Origin of the sequence: Halosimplex amylolyticum (genome assembly GCF_051414035.1) — an archaeon.
In the GTDB taxonomy this organism is placed as follows: Archaea; Halobacteriota; Halobacteria; order Halobacteriales; family Haloarculaceae; genus Halosimplex; species Halosimplex amylolyticum.
The window spans coordinates 179,601-199,192 of record NZ_JBLKNW010000005.1 but is presented as its reverse complement, the minus strand read 5'-3'; the positions used below and the strand labels follow the sequence as shown (position 1 = coordinate 199,192).

Annotated in this window: 22 protein-coding genes and 1 tRNA gene; 9 read left to right on the top strand and 14 right to left on the bottom strand. The window is 66.8% G+C overall.

Going from position 1 to position 19,592, the window contains the following annotated elements; translation table 11 throughout:
* The first annotated feature begins 59 nt into the window (after positions 1-59).
* Both ACMGFE_RS19320 and ACMGFE_RS19315 read left to right on the top strand, forming a co-directional pair.
* Positions 60-515: a pyridoxamine 5'-phosphate oxidase family protein gene (locus tag ACMGFE_RS19320; RefSeq protein WP_436926901.1), complete on the top strand. Its 456-nt coding sequence runs from the start codon at positions 60-62 to the stop codon at positions 513-515.
* Between the two features lie 56 nt (positions 516-571).
* The gene (locus ACMGFE_RS19315; RefSeq protein ID WP_436926900.1) at positions 572-1,282 is read left to right on the top strand and encodes a ferredoxin--NADP reductase; all 711 of its coding nucleotides are present in this window, start codon (positions 572-574) and stop codon (positions 1,280-1,282) included.
* A gap of 269 nt (positions 1,283-1,551) precedes the next feature.
* On the opposite strand, the gene ACMGFE_RS19310 is transcribed toward ACMGFE_RS19315, so the two are convergent.
* From ACMGFE_RS19310 to ACMGFE_RS19275, 8 genes are all read right to left on the bottom strand, one after another.
* Positions 1,552-1,624 (bottom strand) — tRNA-Arg (locus ACMGFE_RS19310).
* A gap of 77 nt (positions 1,625-1,701) precedes the next feature.
* On the bottom strand, positions 1,702-2,286 hold the full coding sequence (locus ACMGFE_RS19305; RefSeq protein WP_436926899.1) for a 2Fe-2S iron-sulfur cluster-binding protein: 585 nt from the start codon (positions 2,284-2,286) through the stop codon (positions 1,702-1,704).
* Between the two features lie 312 nt (positions 2,287-2,598).
* Complete coding sequence (gene gnd, locus ACMGFE_RS19300) at positions 2,599-3,510, bottom strand: phosphogluconate dehydrogenase (NAD(+)-dependent, decarboxylating) (RefSeq protein ID WP_436926898.1); 912 nt, start codon at positions 3,508-3,510, stop codon at positions 2,599-2,601.
* Positions 3,511-3,756: 246 nt separating this feature from the next.
* Complete coding sequence (locus tag ACMGFE_RS19295) at positions 3,757-4,665, bottom strand: bifunctional 5,10-methylenetetrahydrofolate dehydrogenase/5,10-methenyltetrahydrofolate cyclohydrolase (protein WP_436926897.1); 909 nt, start codon at positions 4,663-4,665, stop codon at positions 3,757-3,759.
* Between the two features lie 262 nt (positions 4,666-4,927).
* A complete protein-coding gene (locus tag ACMGFE_RS19290) occupies positions 4,928-5,869 on the bottom strand; it encodes an ABC transporter ATP-binding protein (RefSeq protein ID WP_436926896.1) in 942 nt (313 codons plus the stop codon).
* Positions 5,866-7,029, bottom strand: a complete 1,164-nt coding sequence (locus ACMGFE_RS19285; RefSeq protein ID WP_436926895.1) for a FecCD family ABC transporter permease — start codon at positions 7,027-7,029, stop codon at positions 5,866-5,868. The genes ACMGFE_RS19290 and ACMGFE_RS19285 overlap by 4 nt, the downstream gene beginning before the upstream one ends.
* 77 nt (positions 7,030-7,106) lie before the next feature.
* On the bottom strand, positions 7,107-8,132 hold the full coding sequence (locus ACMGFE_RS19280; RefSeq protein WP_436926894.1) for an NAD(P)/FAD-dependent oxidoreductase: 1,026 nt from the start codon (positions 8,130-8,132) through the stop codon (positions 7,107-7,109).
* On the bottom strand, positions 8,133-9,356 hold the full coding sequence (locus ACMGFE_RS19275) for an ABC transporter substrate-binding protein (RefSeq protein WP_436926893.1): 1,224 nt from the start codon (positions 9,354-9,356) through the stop codon (positions 8,133-8,135).
* A 159-nt stretch (positions 9,357-9,515) separates the two neighbouring features.
* Between ACMGFE_RS19275 and ACMGFE_RS19270 the strand changes: the two genes are divergently transcribed.
* Positions 9,516-10,613 (top strand): aminopeptidase, encoded by a 1,098-nt coding sequence (locus tag ACMGFE_RS19270; RefSeq protein ID WP_436926892.1) that lies wholly within the window; start codon positions 9,516-9,518, stop codon positions 10,611-10,613.
* 55 nt (positions 10,614-10,668) lie between these two features.
* A complete protein-coding gene (locus tag ACMGFE_RS19265; RefSeq protein ID WP_436926891.1) occupies positions 10,669-11,100 on the top strand; it encodes a dCTP deaminase/dUTPase family protein in 432 nt (143 codons plus the stop codon).
* A 10-nt stretch (positions 11,101-11,110) separates the two neighbouring features.
* Here ACMGFE_RS19265 and ACMGFE_RS19260 read toward each other — a convergent pair whose 3' ends face one another.
* Positions 11,111-11,338 (bottom strand): DUF8066 domain-containing protein, encoded by a 228-nt coding sequence (locus ACMGFE_RS19260; RefSeq protein WP_436926890.1) that lies wholly within the window; start codon positions 11,336-11,338, stop codon positions 11,111-11,113.
* 106 nt (positions 11,339-11,444) lie between these two features.
* Here ACMGFE_RS19260 and ACMGFE_RS19255 point away from each other — a divergent pair, with 106 nt between their 5' ends.
* A complete protein-coding gene (locus ACMGFE_RS19255; RefSeq protein ID WP_436926889.1) occupies positions 11,445-11,885 on the top strand; it encodes a GNAT family N-acetyltransferase in 441 nt (146 codons plus the stop codon).
* A gap of 115 nt (positions 11,886-12,000) precedes the next feature.
* Positions 12,001-12,387, top strand: a complete 387-nt coding sequence (locus ACMGFE_RS19250) for a 30S ribosomal protein S6e (protein WP_436926888.1) — start codon at positions 12,001-12,003, stop codon at positions 12,385-12,387.
* 103 nt (positions 12,388-12,490) lie between these two features.
* On the opposite strand, the gene ACMGFE_RS19245 is transcribed toward ACMGFE_RS19250, so the two are convergent.
* From ACMGFE_RS19245 to ACMGFE_RS19230, 4 genes are all read right to left on the bottom strand, one after another.
* A complete protein-coding gene (locus ACMGFE_RS19245) occupies positions 12,491-13,663 on the bottom strand; it encodes an inorganic phosphate transporter (RefSeq protein ID WP_436926887.1) in 1,173 nt (390 codons plus the stop codon).
* Positions 13,664-13,771: 108 nt separating this feature from the next.
* A complete protein-coding gene (locus tag ACMGFE_RS19240) occupies positions 13,772-14,470 on the bottom strand; it encodes a DUF5828 family protein (RefSeq protein ID WP_436926886.1) in 699 nt (232 codons plus the stop codon).
* Positions 14,470-14,694 (bottom strand): DUF8007 family protein, encoded by a 225-nt coding sequence (locus ACMGFE_RS19235; protein WP_436926885.1) that lies wholly within the window; start codon positions 14,692-14,694, stop codon positions 14,470-14,472. The genes ACMGFE_RS19240 and ACMGFE_RS19235 overlap by 1 nt, the downstream gene beginning before the upstream one ends.
* Positions 14,695-15,251: 557 nt before the next feature.
* Positions 15,252-15,539: an amphi-Trp domain-containing protein gene (locus tag ACMGFE_RS19230; RefSeq protein WP_436926884.1), complete on the bottom strand. Its 288-nt coding sequence runs from the start codon at positions 15,537-15,539 to the stop codon at positions 15,252-15,254.
* Between the two features lie 182 nt (positions 15,540-15,721).
* Between ACMGFE_RS19230 and ACMGFE_RS19225 the strand changes: the two genes are divergently transcribed.
* The 3 genes from ACMGFE_RS19225 (at position 15,722) to ACMGFE_RS19215 (ending at position 17,730) form a co-directional block, all read left to right on the top strand.
* Positions 15,722-16,453: a hypothetical protein gene (locus ACMGFE_RS19225; RefSeq protein WP_436926883.1), complete on the top strand. Its 732-nt coding sequence runs from the start codon at positions 15,722-15,724 to the stop codon at positions 16,451-16,453.
* Positions 16,454-16,733: 280 nt separating this feature from the next.
* Complete coding sequence (locus ACMGFE_RS19220; RefSeq protein ID WP_436926882.1) at positions 16,734-17,117, top strand: cupin domain-containing protein; 384 nt, start codon at positions 16,734-16,736, stop codon at positions 17,115-17,117.
* Between the two features lies 1 nt (position 17,118).
* A complete protein-coding gene (locus tag ACMGFE_RS19215; RefSeq protein ID WP_436926881.1) occupies positions 17,119-17,730 on the top strand; it encodes a DUF8052 family protein in 612 nt (203 codons plus the stop codon).
* Between the two features lie 9 nt (positions 17,731-17,739).
* Here the strand turns inward: ACMGFE_RS19215 and ACMGFE_RS19210 are convergent, their stop codons facing one another.
* The gene (locus ACMGFE_RS19210; RefSeq protein WP_436926880.1) at positions 17,740-19,566 is read right to left on the bottom strand and encodes a carbon starvation CstA family protein; all 1,827 of its coding nucleotides are present in this window, start codon (positions 19,564-19,566) and stop codon (positions 17,740-17,742) included.
* Positions 19,567-19,592: the final 26 nt, after the last annotated feature.

The window sequence follows — 19,592 nt, the reverse complement described above, 5'->3', positions numbered from 1 at the left end:
CCGGGTCGGGTCGTGGATCCGGTGACGCGCTTATTACGCCGACGGCCGTACCTGATGACATGAGTGACGCCGATCAGGTCGAGATGGGGGAGGCCAAAGTGGACGAGTTCCTGGAGAGAGGTGGGACGGGCGTGCTCGCGTTGTCGACCGTGGGAGACGAATGGCCGGACGCCGTCCCCGTGTCGTACGGCTACGACCCGACTGACCGGGTGTTCTACTTTCGAATCTCCGTCGATCGCGGGGACGACCCCGAAGCGCTGGTCGACAGGCCGGTGACGTTCGTCGTGTACGGGAGCGAAAGCGATGACGACCGGTGGCGTAGCGTCGTCGCTCACGGCCGGCTCGAAGACGCGGACGAAGCGCGGATCGGGACGCAGACGCTCGCCGAGATGGAGCGGATCGACATCCCGCTGGTTGACGTCTTCGAGGAGCCGTTGCGAATGGTGGCGTTCGAATTCTTCCGCCTGGATCCCGAGGAGGTGACGGGACGCATCGAGTCGCTGATCAACGACTGAGACGGCCACCGAGTCGACAGCACGTCTTTCCGTCGCGAACCGCTAAGTACGTCTCAATGACCATCTCCGTCACGGTCGCGGACGTCCACCAGATGACGCCCGACGTGAAGCAGTTCCGGCTCGTCGCCGACGACCACGAGTTCAGGTACGAGCCCGGCCAGCATACCGAGATCCACTTCGAACTCGACGGCGAGGACGAGACGCGCCCCTACACTGCGGCGAACCTCCCCGGGACGAACCAGATCGTCCTCGCCATCAAGCGCTACGACGACGGGAACGGCTCCGTCTATATGCACGAGCGGACGCCGGGCGACGAGATCGAGATCGAGCCGGTCGACGGGAACCTCGCCGTCCGGAACTTGGACCGCGACGCCGTCTTCGTCGCGACCGGCACCGGGATCACGCCGCTGTATCCCATGCTCAAGCAGTACGCTCGCGTCGGCGTCGGCGCCGCCCAGCTCGTGTTCGGCGAGCGCGACCAGGAACACCTCATCTTCCGCGAGAGCCTCGACCAGTTGCACGCCGAGCACGAGGACCTCTCCGTGGACTACGTTCTCTCCGACGCCGACGGGGCGTGGGCGGGCCGGACGGGACACGTCCAGGATCACCTCCCCGACGCGCTGGACGGCGGGCTCGACGGCGCGGACTTCTACCTCTGCGGCGTCCCCGAGATGGTCGTCGAGACGCAGGACCTGCTGGAGTCCGAGGGCGTCGACGAGGAGCGGATAGTCACCGAAGGATGGGAAGCGGACGAGACTGAGGAGTAGCGTCCCGTTCCGCGGCACGACCAACCCGCGAGGAGCGACGCGACGCCGGAGACGAGCCCGCGGGGACTGAGCGAACGCGAAGCGTTCGCGAGGGTCGGCGGGCTCATCGACTGAGGAGCGACGCGACGCCGGAGACGAGCCCGCAGGGATTTGAACTCGATGCCAGACCTCACTCCGTTCGGTCTGCCGTAGTTCAAATCCCCGACGATGCACACCGATTTCGGGAGAAACGCGGAGACGAGACTCCGCGTCGAACGAAATCGGAGAAGCGAGCCCGCGGGGATTTGAACCCCGGACAACTTGGTCCGGAACCAAGCACTCTGTCCACTGAGCTACGGGCCCTCGTGTCAGGATACCGCGGTCTCGTCCTTAACGGTTGTGAGACGCGGAGAGAAACGGCGGATCCGTACCGACAGCGGTCAGGGCTGCTCGCCGGTTTCGAGCGTGAAGTCGTCGATCGGGTACGCGACGCAGGTCAGGCAGTAGCCGTCGTCCATGTCGTCGTCGAACAGCGCCTCGTTGTGTTCGTGCTGGATGTAATCGAGCGCGGGACCGTCCTGGATCTGACCGGCACAGGAGACGCACTGGCCCTGGCGGCAGGCGTAGGGCAGGTCCCAGCCCTCCTCTTCGCCGACGTCGAGGATGTTCTCGTTGTTGGCGATCTCGATGGTCTCGCCTTCCTTGGCGAACTCGACCTCGTAGTACTCGACCTCGTCTTCGGGGATGGACTCGGGGTCGAAGCCTTCCTCCTCTCCCTCGCCTTCCTCGCCCTCTTCGAGTTCGGCGCCACCCTCGCCGGCGGGGATGGCGCCCGCGGCGCCGCCGCCGATGGAGCGGTTCATGGGTTCGGGGAAGTCGGTCTCGGGCACCGCCGCCGCGCGCCGCTCGAGGACTTCCTGGGAGATGTCCGCCGGCGGTTCCCAGCCGGTCCCGCGCGCGTAGTGGATGGCGACGACGATGAGCGTCAACCCGGCCCCGAGTGCGACACTCATTAGGTTGGCCATGTATCTGGCTTTGGAGCGCCCGTATAATTAGGTGACGCTTCATTCCCGGACAGCGACCGGGAACGGCGCCGAACGTGTTCAAACGCCGAGTGGATTCGCGATTCCCGCCGTCGCACCTCGCTACTCGCGGGTCACCTGCGCTCCCCGCTCGCAATTCCGAGACGCTCACTTCGTTCGCCTCTCGCTACTCGCGGGTCACCTGCGTTCCCCGCTCGCAATTCCGAGACGCTCACTTCGTTCGCCTCTCGCTACTCGCGGGTCACCTGCGCTCCCCGCTCGCAATTCCGAGACGCTCACTTCGTTCGCGTCTCGCTATTCTCGCCGCGGCACCTCGTGCCGCCCGAACCCGTACCGAAGCCGGTTCGCGAGCCGTCGCGAGAACCGACCGGGGCCTTCGCCGCCCGACGAGCGCGAGTCGAACCGCTCGGCGAGCGCCTGGTAGATGAGCGGTACCGGCACTTCCTGTTCGAGCGCCTCCTGGACGGTCCACGTCCCGGTAGACCCGCCCTCGACGCGGTCGGCGACGGTCCCGAGGTGGTTGCCCTCCTCGCGGAACGCCTCCTCGCAGAGTTCGAGCAGCCACGACCGGATGACCGCACCGTTGTTCCACGTGCGCGCGACCGATTCGAGATCGAGGTCGTAGCGACCGTTCGCGAGCAGTTCGAACCCCTCGCCGTAGGTCTGCATCAGCGCGTACTCGACGCCGTTGTGGACCATCTTGACGTAGTGGCCCGATCCCGCGGGCCCCATGCGGTCGTGACCCGCCGGCCCGGTCGCGACGGCGTCGAAGACCGGCACGAGTTCCTCGTAGGCCCACTCCGGCCCGCCGACCATCAGCGAGAACCCTTCCTCGGCGCTGGCGGGCCCGCCGGAGGTGCCACAGTCGAGGTACGCGGCGTCGGTCGACTCGGCGCGGCGGACCGAGTCCTCGAAGTAGGAGTTGCCGCCGTCGACGACGATATCGTCGGCGTCGAGGTGCGGCGCGAGGTCGTCGAGCGCGGCGTCGACGGCTTTGCCGGCGGGGACCATCAGCCAGATCCGTTTCTCGTCGCCGAGGCGCTCGGCGAGGTCGACGACCGACTCGGTCGGCGTCGCGCCCGCGTCGGCGGCCGTCGCGACCGCCTCCTCGTCGAGGTCGAAGGCCACGATATCGTGGCCATCGTCGAGTGCGCGGTCGACGACGATCTGCCCCATCCGTCCGAGTCCGATGACGCCCAGTTGCATACTCCGCGAATCGCTGGGGGCGCAAGTAGGGGTTGTGGTTCGTGGCAGTGGTCTACCGCAGTCCTCCCCGCCAAAGCGTAGCGAGCGAACGAGATTCGAGTGATTCGGACAGCCGTCGGAGACCGCCGCCCGACGAGTTCGATATATCGGCATGCCCTTGACAGCGTCAGACGGAGTCGGATCGCCCGCGAGACGACCAGGCGCGAAAAAACTGCTTCGTGGCCCCGAACACCTGAATATCGGGAGTCAGACGGTCGGACCACCGTCGGTGTCGACTGCCATCCCGGTCTGCAGCCGGGTCGCTTCGACGGTGTTGTGGTGGAGCATCACACGCGTCATCGGGCCGACGCCGCGGGGAACGGGCGCGAAGTAGTCGGCCTTCGGTTCGACGCTCTCGGCGTCCACGTCGCCGACGAGTTCGTATCCCCGCTCGGTGTCTGCCGGAACCCGACCGATGCCCACGTCGATCACCGTCGTCCCCTCGCTGACCATCGACCCGTCGAGAAATCCCGGGCTGTCCACGGCGACGACGAGGACGTCGGCGGCCCGAGTCTTCGCGGCGAGGTCCGCCGTGCGGGAGTGACAGACCGTCACCGTTGGGGCCCCGCTGTCACCCGACCGGGACAACAGCGCCGCCAGCGGCTTGCCGACGATCATCGACCGGTTCACCACGGTCACGTGCGCGCCCGCGAAACCGATCCCGTACTCGTCGAGGAGCGCCCGGATCCCCAGGGCCGTACACGGGACGAATCGGGGGTCGCCCGCGACCAGGCGGCCGACGTTCTCGGGGTGCAGACCGTCCACGTCCTTCTCGGGGTCGATGCGGCGGACGGCCGCCCGCCAGTCGACGTGGTCGGGTACGTCGTCCTGGACCAGTATCCCGTGGACGCTCGGGTCGGCGTCGAGATCCGCGAGGGCCCCGTGGAGCGTCGAAGCGGGCGCTTCTGGGTCGAGGTCGACGTGCGTCCCGTCGATGCCGAGTTCCGCGCAGTCGCGCTGTTTCATCGCGACGTAGGACTCGGCGGCGGGGTCATCGCCCATGTGGACGGTCGCCAGTCCGGGACGAACGCCCGCGTCCGCGAGTCGTTCGACTGACTCGCGCAGGTCCTCACGGAGTCGAGCGGCCAGTGCCTCGCCGTCCAGGATCGTCGCCATACGAGGACGCGGCGGTCACCGGGCGGTAAGCACTCCGGTGCGGGAAAACCGGCTTCGACACCGTGTCGATTCTCGCGACAGTGTCGGTAGTGGGCGGTTTCGCGCCGAGCCGTCGACGCTCGCACGGCCTGCATCTGGCGTCACGCCCGCGATTCGATATATCGGCATGGCGTTGACAGCGTCAGACGCACACCGATCGGCGCGAACACGGGAGAGCGCGAAAATCAGCGACTCAGACGCTCAGAAGTGTGAGAATTCGGGCTCAGAGATGCACGTCGACGCCGGCGTCGTCGTGGAGCGGCCGTAGCGGCGTGATCTGCGGGCCGAGGTCCGACTGGGTGACGGTCGCTTCGATGCCGAACACGTCGGCGAGCATCCCTTCGCTTATCACGTCCTCGGGCTGGCCCCGGCCCTGGACGGCGCCGTCCTTGAGCGCGACCACGTGGTCGGCGAGGCGGGCGGCCTGCTGGAGGTCGTGGAGGACGACGACGACGGTCTTCTCGCTCTCCGCCCGCAGCGTCTCGATGATCTCCATGACTTCGAGCTGGTGGTGCATGTCGAGGAACGTCGTCGGTTCGTCGAGCAGGAGCACGTCCGTCTCCTGGGCGAGGATCATGGCGATCCAGACGAGCTGTTTCTGCCCGCCGCTGAGACTGCCCACGTCGCGCTCTCGGAGGTGGTCGACGCCTGCGAGGTCGATCGCGCGGTCGATGGCGGCGCGGTCCTCGTCGGTGAGTCCGTCGAAGAAGCCCCGATGCGGGTAACGACCGTGAGAGACGAGTTTCTCCACGGTGATGCTCTCGGGGGCGACGTTCTCCTGGGAGAGCAAGCCGAGCCGGCGCGCCAGGTCCTTCGAGTCCATCGATCCGACCTCGCTCCCGTCGAGGAGGACCGAGCCCGCGTCGGGGGCGAGCTGGTCGGCCATCCCCTTCAGGAGCGTGCTCTTCCCGCTCCCGTTCGGGCCGACGAGGGCGGTGACCTGCCCGGGCGCGGCGACGAGCGACTCGCCGTCGACGACCGGCTCCTCGGAGGTCGGGTAGCCGACGACCAGGTCCTCCGCGGCGAACGGGGTCCCGTCACTGCCGGCGGACGTGGCCACCGCCGGGCTGGTGAGGGAGGTCTGGGCGTCCGGCGCCTCGTCGCACTCGCTGTGGACGTCTTCGTCGCGGCGGTGCTCGATCGGGGTGGTGTCGCTCTTGCTCATATCTCTCCGAGTTGCTCCTGTCTGCGCATCAGGTAGAGGAAGTACGGGCCGCCGATCAGGCCGGTGACGATGCCGACGGGCATCTGCCCGCTCCCGCCCGTGAAGACGGGGATCGCGAGTCGTGCGCCCACGTCGGCGGCGACCAGCAGGGCCGGACCCGCGAACAGGCAGCCGACGACGAGCCGTTTGTAGTCGCTACCGACCACGTTGCGGACGACGTGCGGGACGATGAGGCCGACGAAACCGACGATACCGGCGACGGCGATGCTCGCCGCGGCGGCCAGCACGCCCACCACCGAGAGGGCGAAACGCATCCGTTCGACGTTCATGCCGAGCGACGAGGCGGTCCGCTCGCCCAGCAGCAGCACGTTCAACTGACGAGCGCCGACGAGGGCGAGGCCCATCGCCACGATCGTCCACGGAAGCGCGGTACGGACCTGCTCCCAGTCCGTGCCAGTAAGCGAGCCGGTCGTCCACGCGATGGCCGACTGGACCACGCCGATGCTGTCGGCGAAGAAAAAGAGGCCGGTCTGCATGCTCTGGAAGACGGTGCCGACGATGACGCCGGCGAGGACGAGCCGCACGGGCGAGGTGCCGCCTTTCCAGGCGATCGCGTAGACCAGCACGAACGCCCCCATGCCTCCCAGGGCGGCGATGAGCGGGAGCGCGGCCGCCAGCACCGGGAAGACGACGAGCGTCAGGAGGATCAGCAAGCCCGCACCCGAGGAGACCCCGAGGATGAACGGGCTCGCGAGTTCGTTCCTGGTGACCGCCTGGAAGATAGCGCCCGAGACGGCGAGGTTCATCCCGACGATCATCGCGACGAACACCCGCGGCAGGCGGATGTTCCAGACGATGAGCGTCGTCGTCGGCAGGTCGGGCAGTTCGCCCTGAAACCCAAGGACGGTCCGCATCAGTTCCTCGCCGAGGAGGAAGTTCAGCAGCCACCGCGGGTCCAGCAGCACCGCCGGATCCACGACGGACTGCCACGCCTCCGCGACGGACATCGAATAGGACCCGAAACTCACCTGCGCGAGCCCTGCGACGACGGTGATGGCGAGACTCGCGAGACACAGCGATACCAGCGACCAGTCGATCCAGGCGAGGCGAGCGCTCTCGCCCGCTTCCCGTCCGGTGTTCGACGCGACGTCTCCGGCCATCTGATCGTTTTAGGTATGCCTAAACAACGACTTAGTAATTCCGGTTCGAGAACGGCGGGTGGACCGGTATCGCCAGGCTATCCGTCGGATACGGGGGGTTCTGCGTCGGTCTCGACTGTGCGCTCGGCCTCGATCTCGGCGGCGCGTTCGAGGACGAGGTCGTCGTCGAGGTTGTCTAGCAACCGCCGGTGGGCGCGTTCGGTCAGGTCTGCGACCTCGTCGGCGCTCCGGTGGGTCTCGAACGCCCGGTCGAGGTACGCATCGCGCAGTTCGGCGAGTCGCTCGTCGCCCACGCCGTGGTCGCCGGGGACGCGCTCGTCGAACCACGTCTCCCAGCGTTCGCGGTCGCCCCACTCGCCTTCGAACTCGCTGTCGGGAAGAACCCAGTCGTAGTGGCGAGCGAGTTCGCGGGGGTAGCCCCGTTCCGTCCGGCGGTCTTCGAGGAGCGTCCGGGCGACGTGGGCGCCGCGCCCGGCGGCGACGACGGCCTGCACGTCCCGCTGGCCGGCCGGCGATGCGACGTAGAGCCCCGCGACCTCCGTTCGACCGTCTTCGTCGGCGTAGTCGGGGTCGAAGTGCTCGTGTTCTTCACCGCCGTGTTCGTGGGTCTCGAACATCTCGTCGCCCCCGAGCGGCCGGAGGTACTCCCCGTCGTACCGCGTCGCGGCGACGACTCGGTCGGCTGTGACGCAGCGGCCGTCCTGCGTTTCGACGACGAATCGAGCGTCGGCATCGCGGTCGTCGGCTGGCGGGGCAAGCTCGCCGTCGGCGAAGTCCGCTCCGTCCGCACGCTGGACCGACTCGACGAGGTCGTCGACCAGCGCACAGCCGGCCTCGTTCGCGTGCTCGCGAAGCAACGTCTGGAACGTCTCGACGTCGATACCGGCGGGGAACCCGGGGTAGTTCCCCAGGAACGCACAGCGGTCCAGCGAGGCGGAGCCGCGGTCGAAGACGGCGGTTTCGAGGCCGTATCTGGCGAGGAAGACGCCGGCGGCCGCGCCGGCCGGTCCGCAGCCGACGACGACGGCGTCGTAGCGCACTGACCGCTCACGACCCGCGTCACCGCCGTCCGCACTGCCCGCGTCGTCGTCGGCGCCACTCATCTACAGGTCCCCGGCGACGATCTCGGCGACCCGCTCGCGGTCGAACAGCTCCGCGTCGGCGCCGTAGAGCTGGTTCGCGGTCCGTTCCGTCAGGACCATGTTCGTGATCGGGCCCTGGTAGAGGCCGCCGGCGCGGTAGACGTCGCCGTTCTGAACGGCCGTCAGCGCGCTCGCGGTGTCGTGGCCATCCAGGTACGAGACGACAGTGTCCTCGAATTTCCCGCGCTCCATCGCCTCGTACCCGCGGAGCATGAGCACATCGGGGTCGACCTCCAGCAGCGTCTCGAGGTCGATAGCCGCGCGCGAGCCGTGGAAGTCCTTGATGTCCGTGCTGGCCAGGGCGTCGCGGACCCCGAGGTCGCGGAGGTGCTTGAAGCCGGTTCCCTCGCCGATGATGTACGGGTAGTACTGCTCGGGTTCGTTGCCGACGCCCCAGAGGACGGCCACCTCGGGGCGCTCGCCCTGGTTGGGGACGACCGGCGCGAGGTTCGACTGGAACTCGTCGTGGACCGCCTCGAAGGCCTCGTAGCGGTCGGTCCGCTTGAACACCTGGGCGAGCTTCTCGAAGCCCTCCATCAGGGAGTAGTAGCGGTAGTCGGAGTGCCAGGGGTAGTGCTGGGCGTAGATGCAGTTACCGAAGATCGGCGCGATCTCCTCGCGGATCTCCGTCACGTCTTCCTGCTCCATGCTCTTGAAGCGGTTCACCAGGAAGTTCGGGTCGAAGACGTGCACGTCGGCGTCGAGTTCGTAGAACAGTTCCTTGCTGACGCCCCCGTCCTGGTAGAGCGAGACCATGTCGCTCTTGTCGACGCCGACGCCCGGGATCGAGTCGTAGTACTGGGTGTGGTACCGGCTTTTCAGCCAGACGCCCTCCGGCGGTTCGAGGCCGAGCGCGATCCCCATGTCCGCCCAGGAGCCGTTGTTGGCGACCCACGTCTCGGGCACCGACTCGAACTCGACGCTCCCCACGGGTTCGATCGAGACGGAGTACGGCGTCTCCACGCCCGATCCCGTGACGGTCGCGGCGTCGGTCGCCGTCTCCGCCGGCGTCTCGGTCGGGGTCGCCGTCGGCGTCGGTTCGTCGGTGGGAGTCGCGGTCGGGGCGTCGGTGTCGCCGCCCGACCCGGCGTCGTCGGTACAGCCGGCCAGCAGGCCGCTAGCCGCGATTCCCGCGCCGAGCGTCAGGAACTGTCGTCTGGACCGTTCGGAGTGGGTGTCGTCCATGTCGTTTAGGCTCGCCTAATTCCATAAAGCCGTTTCGAACTTTAGGCAGCCCTAAAGAGGATGCGAGACGGATTCTATCCCGAACGAACAGGCACGATAGGCGTCGAGTCCGTGGAGCGGTCACGGCACCGTTTTGGCCGTGGCGGTCGATTTCCGGGTATGGACGAGCGCATACGCGAGCACGCGGAGACGCTGGTCGACTGGAGCGCGCGCATCGAGGAGGGCGACGACGTGGTCGTGTCCGTCGACGAGGGGGCCCACGACCTGGCGGTCGCCGTCGCCGCGGCGCTGGGCGAGCGCGGCGCGAACCCGACGACGGTCTACAGCTCCGAGGAAGTCCAGCGCGCGTATCTCCGCGCACACGACAGTGAGTTCGACGAGGACCCCATACACGAATTATCGCTATACGAAAATGCGGACAGCGTGCTCTCGCTGGGCGGCGGGCGCAACACCGCGGCGACGGCCGACGTGCCCGGCGAGCGGACCCAGCGCTACGGACGAGCGCGCCAGGGGGTCCGGGAAGCCCGCCTCGCGACGGACTGGGTGTCGACCGTCCACCCGACGCGCGCGCTCGCCCAGCAGGCGGGGATGGCCTACGAGGAGTACGCCGACTTCGTCTACGACGCCACGCTCCGCGACTGGGAGTCCCTCGCCGCGGAGATGGGGCAGCTGAAGGAGATCCTGGACGACGGCGAGGAGGTCCGGATCGTCAACGAGGGGACCGACCTGACGCTGTTCATCGACGGCCGGACGGCCGTCAATTCGGCTGCGAGCGTCGCCTACGACTCGCACAACCTGCCCTCGGGCGAGGTGTTCACCGCGCCGTACGACACCGCCGGCGTCGTCACCTTCGACGTGCCCATGACGATCCGCGGACGCGACGTGCGCGACGTGAAGCTCACCTTCAAGGACGGCGTCGTCGTCGACTGGGAGGCCGCCCAGGGCGAGGACGTCGTCGACGAGGTGATCCAGACCGACGGAGGATCCCGCCAGCTGGGCGAACTGGGGATCGGGATGAACCGCGGCATCGACCGGCCAACGGGACGGATCCTCTTCGACGAGAAGATGGCCGGGACCGTCCACCTCGCCCTGGGTCGCGCGTACGACGCCTGCCTGCCCGAGGGTGAGTCCGGCAACGACTCGGCGGTTCACGTCGATCTCATCACCGACATGACCGGCGACTCGCGACTGGAGGTCGACGGCGAAGTCGTCCAGCGCGACGGCATCTTTCCGTGGGAGGACGATTTCGCGGAGTGAACGTCGACAGCGGTCGTCCCCACTCTTTTGACGCGAGCGGCCGTCACGGCCAGGTATGACAGACCTGACGGCGTTCGTCGACGATATCGTCCACGAATCGACCCAGACCGAGGGCCGAGGGCTGGACCTGACCGTCACCGAGGTCCACGAGGTCACGACGCCGGGCCGCGTCGACTTCGGTGGCGGCGAGTTGGAGACCGCGGATCTGGCGCCGCACGACCGACAGTACCGGAACGAAGGCGACGACTACCAGTGGTGGCACCTCGACGCCGGCCAGTACCTGGTCGAGTACAACGAGTCGCTGGCGCTCCCGGAGGACCTGGTCGCGACGGTCCAGACGCGCGACGCCGTGCGAGCGCGGGGCGCGTTCCACCCGACGCTCCGGGTGAGCGACCTCGACCGCGTCCCGCTGTCGGTCGGCGGTGCCGGGCTCCGACTGAAGGAGAACGCTCGCGTCTCGACGGTCGTGGACGTCGAGCGGGCGTAGCGCGGCGGCCTCAGTCCCGTTCCCGCTGGTCCGCGAGACGGTGGATCCCATCGGCGATGGCTTCGAGCGCCACGAGAAGCCGCCACAGGAAGTACGCGCCCACGAGGACCAGCCCCGGAAGCAGTCCCAGCAGCACCGATCCCTGAACGAGGACTGCGTACGCCAACACGATCGCGTAGGCAGGCACGAGACCGACGAGCACCACTCGATGGGGCGACGGCGGAGACCACCCTGACATAGCCGCTCGTTCGAACGGACCTGTCAAGGGCCTTGGGTCCGGTCGGTCGTGAATCTCCGACCACCGTCTTCTTCCGCGCCCGCCGTGCAGGCCCAACCGAGTCGACATGGCGACGGCAAGACCCGTTCGGGCGAACGAACTCGACGAACTGCTCGGCCTGTATCAGACGCTCAACCCCGACGACCCGGTACTCGACCCCGGCGACGTGGACGACCTGTGGGAGGAGATAGTGACGGACGACGACCTCGAGATCGTCGTCGTCGAACACGACGAGCGGCTCGTCGCGACCTGCGTCCTCTCGGTGACGAAGAACCTGACCCGGGGCGCTCGACCGTTCGCGCTGATCGAGAACGTCGTGACCCACGAGGACTATCGCGGCGAAGGCTTCGGAACCCAGTGCGTCGAGGCCGCTATCGACCGGGCGAGAGAGCGGGACTGCTACAAGGTGATGCTGCTGACCGGGTCCGACATGGCGTGGAAACACGAGTTCTACGAGAACTGCGGGTTCGACCGAGACGCGAAAACGGGGTTCACGCTCGACCTGTGATAGCGTGCGTGGACCGGCCGGGAGGAAGGGGCGGTCGCGCTCGGCTGGGGGCGGCGGGCGGGATCCGACGCGGCGTTCCGACGGGCTTTTGAACGCGCGCTGATTGCGGACTTATATGGCAGATTTCACCGTCGCCGTCTCCGACCCGGAGGACGGCCACACGTACCAGGTAGAGATCGACGGACAGGACGCGAACCGATTCATCGGCCGAGAGATCGGCGAGGAAGTCGACGGCGGCGCCGTCGGCCTCTCGGAGTACACGCTGGAGATCACCGGCGGCTCCGACGAGACCGGCCGACCGATGCGCGACGACGTGCGCGGCACCGACCTCAAGCAGATCATGCTCGAGGGCGGCACCGGCTACGAGCCGACCCGCGACGGCGAGCGCAAGCGCGTGACCGTCCGCGGCCGCGAAGTCGGCGAGGCGACTCGCCAGATCAACGCCCGGATCGCCGAACGCGGCGGCGAGGACCCCGCCGACCTGCTCGGCGACGCGGAGTAACGTCCCGCACCGGTCTCCGGACGAGGCCTCTCCCCGGTTTCTCTCTTTGTCGGACGCTACCGTGGACCCCTGAGCGACGAGTGCGAACGAGTATCGTAACCATTCACAGCACAGCGTCGACGGCGGCGAACGCCCCGTAGCTCACGCCGAGCGCGAGGACGAGCGAGCCGACCCAGGCAGCGACGGTCTTGAGCATCTTCTCGCGGCTGACGGCGCTGTTGCCGGCGGCGTAGCCGCTGCCGACGATGGCCGAGACGATGATCTCGTTGAACGAGACGGGGATGCCGAAGAAGACGGCGGTCTGGGCGATGGCGAACGAGGGGATGAGCGCGGCGATAGAACGACGGGGACCGAGCGAGGAGTAGTCCTGCGAGATCGCCTTGATCATCCGCGGGGCGCCGGTCCACGAGCCGATCAGGAGACCGAGGCCGCCGCCGATCAGGACCGCGACGATCGGGAGGTCGAACGGGTCGAGCAGCGGGACGAGCGGCCCGATCGCGAGGCCGACCTGGCTCCCGCCGGCGGAGAAGGCGACGAGGCCGCCGAGGACGAGCAGGAAGTGTCGCTGCCCGCGGTCGCCGTTCTCGCGGACGTCCCACCAGAGGGCGGCCGCGGCGAGAGCGGCGAGCGCGAGTGAGACGAGGGCGAGGACGGCGAGCGGCGGCCCGCCGATCGCGGTCGCGATCGAGGCGGCGATCGACGACTGCTCGCCGGCCGGTCCGAGGAAGACGAACTCGACGTTGGCGAGGATAATCCCGACGACGCCGCCGAGCGCGGGGACGGCGAGGCGCTCGGGCACGCCCTCGCTCCGGAGGAAGCGAGCGGTCGCGTAGGCGATGCCGCCGCCGACGAACGGGACGGCGAGCCACAGTGCGGCGATCTGCCGGTACTTCGCCCAGGCGGGGTCACCGCCGAGGGCGAGGCCGACGCCGACGACGGCGCCGGTGACGGTGAACGCAGTGGCGATCGGGTACCCGGCGAAGACGCCGAAGGCGACGAGGATCGCGGCGGTGGTGAGACCGACCACGGCGGCGACCGGCGAGAGCGTGACGCCGCGGATGAGTTCCTGGCCGACGGCCTCGGTGACGTTGGCGCCCTGGAAGACGGCGCCGGCGAGCCCGAGGATGCCGACGACGAACCCGGCGCGCATCACGGAGATCGCGTTCGCGCCGACGGCGGGCGCGAACGGGGTCGACCCCGACGAGCCCGCGCCGATCGCCCACGCCATGAACAGACTCGCTCCCGCAGCTATCAACAGTATCGCCAGCGATGCCATCTGCGGACGGCTAACGGCGGTTCGTATAATAGCCTGCCGACTGCGGCGACGGAGGACGGAGTCGCGACCGTCGGTGGACCGGGGGAATCGAGTCGAAGCGCGTCCGGATCAGGTCGTCTCGGCGTCGGCTTCGGATTCGGGCTCGGGCGCTTCGACGCCCTCGGCGGCCTCGGCGGCCTCGGTCGCCTTCTCGGTGTCGACGTGCCAGCGGTCGACGGTCGACTCGTAGTCGGCGAGCTTGTTCGAGACCTTGATCTTCAGGTCGTCGTCGTTGACGTTGATCTCGAAGATGTACTCCGGCCGGTCGTCGCCGTTGACCCGCTGGAGGTTCGCACTGACGAGTTCGTTGTCGAAGTAGTACGGCGCGATCTGGGTCATCACGTTGCGATAGACCGCGTCCTCGACCTTGCGGACGGCCTTGCGCCCCGCCGAGTCGGCCGCGCGAGCGACGTAGTCGAGCGACTCGCCCCACTTGTCGACGGCCTCGTCCGTGTCCTCGTCTTCGAGGCGCTCGTAGGACTCGGTGAGTTTCTCGCCGGCGGTCTGGAGGTCCTCGTCCGGGTCCTTGCCGGCCTTCTCGCCTTCCCCCTCCTCGACGCTGGCCTGGTCGGCGGTCTTCTCGTTGACGTCCTCGTCCAGTCGTTCGTGGCTCTTGGGCCGCCAGTCGTCGAACTCCTCGAGGGCGGCGAGCGAGACGGACTCGTCGTCCTCGCGGAGGTCCTTGAGCGCGCGGACGATGCGCTCGCCGTGTTCGACGGCGTCGACCCAACCGCCGCGGGTCTTGAACCCTGAGACGCTCTCTTCCATTATCGTCCGTAGGTGAGCCTGGTCGCAACCTGGTTTAGCTTTCGCTTGGCGCGGCCAAGCAGGATCTGTGGTTTCGCGACCGTGCGCATCTCCCCCTCCGGGACCTCGATGCGCGCACCCTCGAACGGGTCGCGGCCGTCGCCCGCGTCGTCGTCCCCGCTGGTCGCCTCGACGACGCTGGTCATGCTGCAACGACCGCACGTCTCTGTGTCTTTCGGAGCCATCGATTCAACCCCCTGTTCGCTCTCGGCGACGTTAAAGCTTACACCTCCATCTTTTTCCCTGGGGGTCGCCGCAGGCGACCCCGCATCTGCTCACGGGCGACGGGAGAGGACGCAACCGTCTCCATCGAGGCGGTGCAGTTGCCTCGCAGCCCCGTTCGCATGGACCGCGGGACCTTCGGCCCCTCGCTAGCCAAAAACAGGGTCTCGCCGAGCGGAGCGAGGCAAAACTCGGGAGTCGCAGTCTACGCGGTGAGTGAAGCAAACGAGTAGAACCGTCTTCCGGTGGTGAAGAGGGCCGCGAACGTATGCGGCGCTCGCGGAAGAGTCGCGCCTCACTGCGTCCCCGTGAGCGGAACGAACGAGGGCTCAGAAGCGCTTGCTCTTCCGGCGTTCGGCACGATGCTCAGTATAGGGGGTCCGAGATCAGCCAGTGGGTCGTCAGAATCGGGATCTGTCAAGAACGACGTGCGAGGTATAGAGCGTCTATCCGGCACAACGATCGCGTTTTGTTCGTCGCAAGACAGGCAATTTTCTCGTTCGGTGAACTCGCGGAGTGGCTACTCGATTTCTAACTGGCCACTTCCGCTGCTCTCCCCACTAGCGTTCTCGTCCCATTCGAGTTCGAACTCGACACTCAATTCAGTCATATTGCCAGCCGGGCCTTCGCGTTCAGCTTTGACCTCGAAGGTCGGTCGAGCAGGGGGATTCAGTGTTAGAGACTCGGAGCCTGCTTTCAGGTTGATGGCGTTTCCGCTGTCGAGATTGTCCGCGACTTTCCGGAGGTACGATGCGATCTCCGCTCGACTCTGGCCGCTCTCCGATTTGAACAGGACTTCTTCAGGCATACAGGAAATATTACATAGCCTACACCGATAAATGCTCCCGCCGGATTGAGTAATTGGGGCTGTTCAGGGTGCGGCACACCTGTCGGGCCATCCCTACCCTCTGCGACACCCGGTACTGAACTCGTTCAACCACGTACCCGAATGCTATTCAGATTCCCGTTCGAACACTACAGTAGACCCCGATGGGAGGTGATCGCGGTATCGGTATCCTGTGCCAGAAGAACAAGCCAGTGTTTAGCGAAGTAGCCAGGCGTCTTCGGATCGCGGGCTTTCAGGTTCGATTCTTCCATCCTCGATCCACCCTCTCACCGGATCACATCGCCGATCTCTCGTTGATCGTTAACAAGCAGACACTCCCGAGCGCACTCCCAGCTCTCAGGCATGCTCGACGGACGGGGACAGCGCTGTGGAACAACCTTCAGGCGACGATTCTGTTCAGTTCACGGCTTGTCGGTCTTCGCGCACTCTCGGAGATGGGATTTCTCACGCCCGAAGTCGCCTTCGAGAAACCGGAAGGCGAGTACGTCGCAAAAGGCTACTACATCTGGAATGACGAACCCACGCTCAACGGCGAGGGAGATTTTTATCAGGAACTGATCCCGACGGAACCAGTCGATTACAAGTACTATGCCGTCAACGACGGATCACGAATACACGTCGCGGGGAGGCGCGTCACCTCGAAGCTCTATGGGGAGAAGCAGTTCCTCGACCAGATACAGATCAGACCAGCGCTTGCAGCGTCGCTCCGAGAACTCGTTGCACGGTTCGACCTCCGGGGTGTCGGGGTCGATCTGGTCAAGGATGACGACGGCCAGTATTGGGCTGTCGACGTCAACCTCGCAGCGGGGTACCGGGACACTGGACTAGAGCCGGCGCTCACCGAATCGATTATCGCGAGCCTGCCAGGCGAGTGAACAGATCCAACCACGACTTCGGGAGGCCGGCCACCCCGTTGAACTGTTGGTCGAGATCGGAACCTGGAAGAGTTCAAAAAGCATTCTGACCGCCTAGTATCGCCTGAGCAACGCCGAGGGGACCGACGTGGTTCTGCTGTAAATGTGCCCCGAATCTCGCACGGATGTCCGATGACCTCGTCGAGCTGGAGAACTCTCAGTGGTCAATACGCAGACAGACTAAAGACAAACATCTGAACCGGGGAGACGTTTTTACCGTCCGGGCCCGTTCGCCCGTGATATGGGATACCACCACGTGGACGTCGGCGAGGTCGACCCCACGCCGGACCGGCCGAGCGTCCAGCGGTCGATATCCGACGCGGTGGGGCTGGAGAACGCGGCGGTCAACCGCTACGAGGTCGCCCCCGGCGAAGCGATCCCGCTCGCCTATCACTACCACGACCACCAGGAGGAGGTCTTCTACGTGCTCTCGGGGACGCTCGCGGTCGAGACGCCCGAGGGGACGTACGAGGTGGGTGCCGACGAGGCCTTCGTCGTTGAACCGGACAGTCCACAGCGGGCCCACGTGCCCGAGAGCGCGGACGAAGCGGCGGTCGCGCTGGTGATCGGGGCACCGGCCGTCGACGACGTGCACGCCTACGATCCCGAGGAGGCGGACGAGTGAGATGAGCACCGACGACCCCTACGACTCGCTGGAACCGGCGGAGGAAGACCCGAACGTGCCGGACTGGGACGACGAGTACGTCGACCGGGTGAGCGACCGGTTGATGTTCAACTACGACCTGGAGAAAGACCGGCCGGTCGCCGGACGGACGTTCACCCTCTACGGGAAGATGCAGATGCACCACCAGAAGCACTTCCTACACCCGGCGCTGTCGTTCGCCCACCACGACACCTACGACCACGTCTTCGCCACGCGAATCGACGCCGTGACCGTCGCGGACCTCGAGTCGCTCGTCTCGCTGGGTCACGAGATCGCCGACGACTGGATCGAGGCCGACGAGGAACACTACGCGACGGAGTTCACCTTCGCCGTGGTCACCGACTCGATCCCCGAGGACGTCCGCGAGTTCGTCGACGGGTTCCGTGAGCGGACGATGCTCAAGAAGGGGTACTACGGCCACTACGAGATCAACTTCGTCGTCGTCGCGCCCGACGAGGAGGACGTCGTCGCGAGCGAGATCACGGACCTCGACACGGCGTTTCGACTGTGGGAGCGCATCGAAGGGGGCGAGAGTGGGTTCCTCGCCCGCTTGCGGCAGCGACTGCAGGTGTGACCCCGCAGGTCAGTCGTCGCTCGGTTCGGCCGGCGGCGCCTCCGACCCGGTGTCGAAGAACCGCCCGCGTTCTTCCTTGACGCTCTTGTATCCCATCCGCAGGATAGACAGCGCCAGATACACTAACACGAGCGCGATCACGATCTGTACCGCGGCCGACGCCTGCGCGGTGAGCGTCGCCCCGTCGGCCCAGTTACCCTGGACGAACTTCTGGTAGAGGTTCTGGTACAGCGCGAGGTACAGCAGCGCGCTCACGGTGACGCTGAACATGATGGCCATCGGGACGCCGGTCGACAGCAGCTGCTTCGTATTGTCCCAGCTGGCGAGCCACACCGTCGCGACCAGCAGGGCCAGCGCGGCGAGCGTCTGGTTGGCGCCGCCGAACAGCGGCCACAGGTCGGCCCAGCGGCCGGACGCGACCAGCACGTACGCGGGGAACGCCTGCAGTCCCGCGTTGACGTAGCGGTTGGCCGCGAACTCCTGGATCGAGGACTCGGGCGTGCCGACGAGCTCCTCTAACATGTAGCGACCGAGGCGCATCGCCGTGTCGGTGCTCGTCAGCAGGAAGCTCACGAGCACGAGGCCCATGAACGTCGCGCCGGTGATCTGGGCGAGCCCGAAGCTCGTCAGGATGATGCCGCCGCCGGTCGCGAAGTTCGGGAGCGCGAGCCCGATACCGCTGCCCGCGGGGGCTTGCGCGTAGACGGCGACGGTGATCAGCGCGACCGACGCGAGCAGGCCCTCGCCGAGCATACCGCCGTACCCGATGAGGCGGGCGTCGGTCTCCTTGTCGAGTTGCTTGGCCGTCGTCCCCGAGGACACCAGCGAGTGGAACCCGCTGATCGTCCCACAGGCGATCGTCACGAACAGCAACGGGAACAGCGGCGCGAACGAGAACTGCGGGTTCCCGAAGAAGCCGTGGAAGGCTTCGAGGTTGATCACCAGCGGCTGGGACGCCGTGCCGAGGATCGTGCCGACGATCACGGCCAGCAGCGTCCCGCCGACGCCGGTGTAGAGGATGCTCGACGTGAGGAAGTCACGCGGCTGCAGGAGCACCCACACCGGCAGTACGCTCGCGACGAACGCGTACAGGATCACGACCGGGATCCACGCCGCGATGTTCGCACTCCCGAGCACCGGCGGGAACGGGAGCCCGCCCCCGAAGATGACCGTCGCGCCGCGGGCGTACTCGCCGGGCACCATCGCGACGGGGTACTGGATACCGACCCAGACCCCCGCGAAGATCATGGCGATGAACGCCACCGCCCCGGGCACGAACGGACCGTCCAGCTGGTAGAGATACCAGCCGAACAAAAGCGCCAGGCCGATGAAGATCCCGCTCGCCGTCGCCGACTCGGGATAGGCGTTGAACACGAGCGCCACGACCAGCGCGAACACCGCGATCACGAGGATGATCGTCAGGAACGCGAACCACAGGATCATGTTCTTGCCGCGCTCCCCGACGTACTCGCCGATTATGTACCCGATCGACTTGCCGTCGTGGCGGATCGACGACGACAGCGACATGAAGTCGTGGACGCTGCCGAACAGCGGGTTGCCGATCGCGATCCAGAGGAACGCGGGCACCCAGCCCCACCACATCGCCGCCGTGATGGGACCGACCACGGGCGCCCCGCCGGCAATACTCGAATAGTGATGCCCCAGCAGTACCGGCTTTTTCGACGGCACGTACTCCTGTCCATCTTCGTACTTGTGAGCTGGCGTCTCCCTGTCCTCGTCCAGTTCGACGAACCGTGACAGGTACTTCGAGTACCCGATGTAGCCCGCCGAGAACGTGGCGAGAACGAACACTACCAGCCAGATCGCCTGAACCATGGTATCGTACCCCACTACACTAATAT

What these genes read in the sequence shown, in the direction of transcription:
- ACMGFE_RS19295 (WP_436926897.1), bottom strand. Translation starts at nt 4,665, where the DNA reads ATGGCGACGATCCTGGACGGCGAGGCACTGGCCGCTCGACTCCGTGAG.
- ACMGFE_RS19215 (WP_436926881.1), top strand. Translation starts at nt 17,119, where the DNA reads ATGAGCACCGACGACCCCTACGACTCGCTGGAACCGGCGGAGGAAGAC.
- ACMGFE_RS19320 (WP_436926901.1), top strand. Translation starts at nt 60, where the DNA reads ATGAGTGACGCCGATCAGGTCGAGATGGGGGAGGCCAAAGTGGACGAG.
- ACMGFE_RS19245 (WP_436926887.1), bottom strand. Translation starts at nt 13,663, where the DNA reads ATGGCATCGCTGGCGATACTGTTGATAGCTGCGGGAGCGAGTCTGTTC.
- ACMGFE_RS19220 (WP_436926882.1), top strand. Translation starts at nt 16,734, where the DNA reads ATGGGATACCACCACGTGGACGTCGGCGAGGTCGACCCCACGCCGGAC.
- gnd (WP_436926898.1), bottom strand. Translation starts at nt 3,510, where the DNA reads ATGCAACTGGGCGTCATCGGACTCGGACGGATGGGGCAGATCGTCGTC.
- ACMGFE_RS19230 (WP_436926884.1), bottom strand. Translation starts at nt 15,539, where the DNA reads ATGCCTGAAGAAGTCCTGTTCAAATCGGAGAGCGGCCAGAGTCGAGCG.
- ACMGFE_RS19225 (WP_436926883.1), top strand. Translation starts at nt 15,722, where the DNA reads ATGGGAGGTGATCGCGGTATCGGTATCCTGTGCCAGAAGAACAAGCCA.
- ACMGFE_RS19280 (WP_436926894.1), bottom strand. Translation starts at nt 8,132, where the DNA reads ATGAGTGGCGCCGACGACGACGCGGGCAGTGCGGACGGCGGTGACGCG.
- ACMGFE_RS19250 (WP_436926888.1), top strand. Translation starts at nt 12,001, where the DNA reads ATGGCAGATTTCACCGTCGCCGTCTCCGACCCGGAGGACGGCCACACG.
- ACMGFE_RS19285 (WP_436926895.1), bottom strand. Translation starts at nt 7,029, where the DNA reads ATGGCCGGAGACGTCGCGTCGAACACCGGACGGGAAGCGGGCGAGAGC.
- ACMGFE_RS19235 (WP_436926885.1), bottom strand. Translation starts at nt 14,694, where the DNA reads ATGGCTCCGAAAGACACAGAGACGTGCGGTCGTTGCAGCATGACCAGC.
- ACMGFE_RS19275 (WP_436926893.1), bottom strand. Translation starts at nt 9,356, where the DNA reads ATGGACGACACCCACTCCGAACGGTCCAGACGACAGTTCCTGACGCTC.
- ACMGFE_RS19255 (WP_436926889.1), top strand. Translation starts at nt 11,445, where the DNA reads ATGGCGACGGCAAGACCCGTTCGGGCGAACGAACTCGACGAACTGCTC.
- ACMGFE_RS19260 (WP_436926890.1), bottom strand. Translation starts at nt 11,338, where the DNA reads ATGTCAGGGTGGTCTCCGCCGTCGCCCCATCGAGTGGTGCTCGTCGGT.
- ACMGFE_RS19270 (WP_436926892.1), top strand. Translation starts at nt 9,516, where the DNA reads ATGGACGAGCGCATACGCGAGCACGCGGAGACGCTGGTCGACTGGAGC.
- ACMGFE_RS19265 (WP_436926891.1), top strand. Translation starts at nt 10,669, where the DNA reads ATGACAGACCTGACGGCGTTCGTCGACGATATCGTCCACGAATCGACC.
- ACMGFE_RS19240 (WP_436926886.1), bottom strand. Translation starts at nt 14,470, where the DNA reads ATGGAAGAGAGCGTCTCAGGGTTCAAGACCCGCGGCGGTTGGGTCGAC.
- ACMGFE_RS19305 (WP_436926899.1), bottom strand. Translation starts at nt 2,286, where the DNA reads ATGGCCAACCTAATGAGTGTCGCACTCGGGGCCGGGTTGACGCTCATC.
- ACMGFE_RS19290 (WP_436926896.1), bottom strand. Translation starts at nt 5,869, where the DNA reads ATGAGCAAGAGCGACACCACCCCGATCGAGCACCGCCGCGACGAAGAC.
- ACMGFE_RS19315 (WP_436926900.1), top strand. Translation starts at nt 572, where the DNA reads ATGACCATCTCCGTCACGGTCGCGGACGTCCACCAGATGACGCCCGAC.
- ACMGFE_RS19210 (WP_436926880.1), bottom strand. Translation starts at nt 19,566, where the DNA reads ATGGTTCAGGCGATCTGGCTGGTAGTGTTCGTTCTCGCCACGTTCTCG.